Here is a 2,466-nt window from a genome sequence, read left to right as displayed (position 1 = left end):
GGCGGTGATCGCCGGCCCGGCGCTGACCACCGTCGCGACCGCGCAGGACGAGATGGCCCGCGCCGCGGTGGACCTGGTCCTCGGCGGGGCCGACCCCAGGCAGGGCGCGGGCCATGGGCTCACCTGGCCATGGGCTCACCTGGCCGGGCGCCGGCCCGGTCCGCCGTGGCGTGGGCCGGGCGGCTGCCGAGCCTCGCAGTCGCCGGGCCCGCGCCCGGCAGGTTCCTCTCCTCCTCACCTCGGTGGCTGCGGCTGCCAGAGACACCCGCAGTCCGGGTGTCCGCGCAGTCGCAGACGTCGTGGCATCCCTTCGCCGGCCGACACCTCGCACCACCCGTCCACGCTCGGGGGCCGCCCGCCGTCCAGGTGGACCTGGACGTGCAGCGCCGCCAGGCCGGCCACCATCGTGGCCAGGGCCGTGTCGCAGGCCGGAGTGCGCGCCCGGCCGGGCCCGCCGTCCGCCAGCTGGGCCAGGATCCGGGGCCAGGCGGCGTCCTCGTCCTCCCGGCGCAGGACCAGGCAGTGTCCGCAGGCCGACACCCCTGGCAGCACCAGGGGCCCGACCACCCCGAACTCCTCGACCACTCCGACGTACAGGTGCGGCACCCCGGCTCGGAGCAGCAGTCGGGCCTCGTACGTCCCGCCGGCGAACGCCCCGCTCCCGTCCCGGGGCGCGAGCACCACCAGGTCGGGCGGCGGCCCGTCGGGCTTTCGCCGGGGCACGGGCACCAGTGGTCGGCCCGCCGCCCGTTGCACGGCCTCCCGGGCGGCCGTCAACCGCAGCCGCCCGATGTCCCCCGGCGGCAGTCCTGCCGGGGAGCAGTCCCCGGGGCGCACCCGGCCGCCGTCCACCACGGTGACCGTGCCCGCCCCGCCGGCCGAGAGCACGGCCGCCACGGCGGCGCCCACCCGGCCCGCGCCGCGGACCTCGATCCGGGCGCCTGCCCGCCGGGCCAGGACGGCCGGTGCGGCGCCGGGGCCGGAGTGGACCAGGGACAGCGAGGCGAGGTCGGGGCCGAGCAGGTCCCGGTGGGGCTGGGGGAAGCGGGCCAGTGCGGTGCCGGCCGCCTCCGCGTCGTCCAGTAACCCGGTCTCCTCCAGGTCGGTCAGCAGTGCGTCGGCGGGCTCCCGGCCGAGGCCGAGCTGCTCGCCGGCCTCCAGCAGTTCGGGGCGGTCCCTGGTCCCGTCGACCAGGCCGAGGAAGTCGCAGAGGGTCTTGTCGGCCTGGCCGAGCACCCCGGCGTAGCGGGTGATGGTCCCGAACTGCAGGGTGTCGGAGTCCCGCCAGCTGCGGGACAGGGCGGGCTTAAGTACGAGGCGCACGGCGATCTCCCTTCCGATCGTTTCCGGACGGCTGACCGCAGCATGCCCCATCGCGCCGACGTCGTGCGCAAAGTTATCCACAGGCTCAGGCTCATGATCACATCATCTGTTTGCAGACCCTGTGGATAACCGCGCATCCGCTCCGGCGCCGGTTTCCGGACACCCGCCGTCGACTTTTCGTTCCCGATCACTCCATGAAAGATTTCGGCCACGGCACCGGACTTCTGTCCGTGGTACCGGGTAACGTCGTGTGCCATGGCAGCCGAGCGGGACTCCCATCCACCGGCGTCGCGTCGGCGTGCCCGTGCAGCGTCCGGGTCGCAAGTGGCGGCGCCCAGCACGCGTGGGCGTCGGGACCAGGATCAGCAGGCGAGGCCCGCGTCGCCGCAACACCCACCCGCCGCCGCGCCACCGGAGCCGCACGACCGCGGCCGGGTGGAAGTGCGCCGCAGCGCCCGCCGCAGCCGCACCGTCTCGGCCTACCGCGAGGGCGACCGCACGATCGTGCTGATCCCGGCCCGGATGTCGCACGCCGAGGAGCAGCGCTGGGTCGCGCAGATGCTGGAGAAGCTCGCCGCCCAGGAGAGCCGCCGGATCCTCGGCGACGACGCGCTGATGGACCGGGCCCGCGGGCTGTCGGCCGCCTACCTGGGCGATCGCGCCCGGCCCGCCCAGGTCCGCTGGGTCACCAACCAGAACTCGCGCTGGGGCTCGTGCACCCCCAGCGAGGGGACGATCCGCCTCTCCCACCGTCTGCAGGGCATGCCGGAGTACGTCCTGGACTACGTGCTGCTGCACGAGCTCGCCCACCTGCTGGTGCCGGACCACGGCCCGGCGTTCTGGGCTCTGCTGGAGGCCTACCCCCGGACGGAACGGGCCCGCGGCTACCTGGAGGGCGTGGTCTCGGCGGCCCGGCTGCCGCACATCCCCGGTGCCCGGCACGCCGACCGGGATGCCGATCCGGCCTGTTCCTGCGGCTGACGGCTTGACGCCCGGCCGGGAGGCGGCGGCGGAGAGGGTGGCGAGGAGAACGACGCGGGGAACGATGCGGGGAACGAAAAGAGGGGGCCTCCGGTGCGGTAGAGCCGGGCGCCGGGCGGGCCGAAGGGGTCGGCGACGAAGCGCCCGGCGGTCAAACCGGGG

2 protein-coding genes are annotated in these 2,466 nt (G+C 75.4%); one reads left to right on the top strand and one right to left on the bottom strand.

Features of this window, described 5'->3' with window-relative positions; genetic code table 11:
- Positions 1-234 precede the first annotated feature (234 nt).
- Positions 235-1,323: a ThiF family adenylyltransferase gene (locus AB0O19_RS38425; protein ID WP_363626388.1), complete on the bottom strand. Its 1,089-nt coding sequence runs from the start codon at positions 1,321-1,323 to the stop codon at positions 235-237.
- A gap of 435 nt (positions 1,324-1,758) precedes the next feature.
- Here AB0O19_RS38425 and AB0O19_RS38420 point away from each other — a divergent pair, with 435 nt between their 5' ends.
- Positions 1,759-2,304: a M48 family metallopeptidase gene (locus AB0O19_RS38420; protein ID WP_244293373.1), complete on the top strand. Its 546-nt coding sequence runs from the start codon at positions 1,759-1,761 to the stop codon at positions 2,302-2,304.
- The last annotated feature ends 162 nt before the right edge of the window (positions 2,305-2,466 follow it).

The sequence above is a fragment of the Kitasatospora sp. NPDC091276 genome (assembly GCF_040684355.1).
In the GTDB taxonomy this organism is placed as follows: Bacteria; Actinomycetota; Actinomycetes; order Streptomycetales; family Streptomycetaceae; genus Kitasatospora.
Note: the sequence above shows the minus strand (reverse complement) of the source record. Positions and strands in the feature narration are given on the sequence as shown.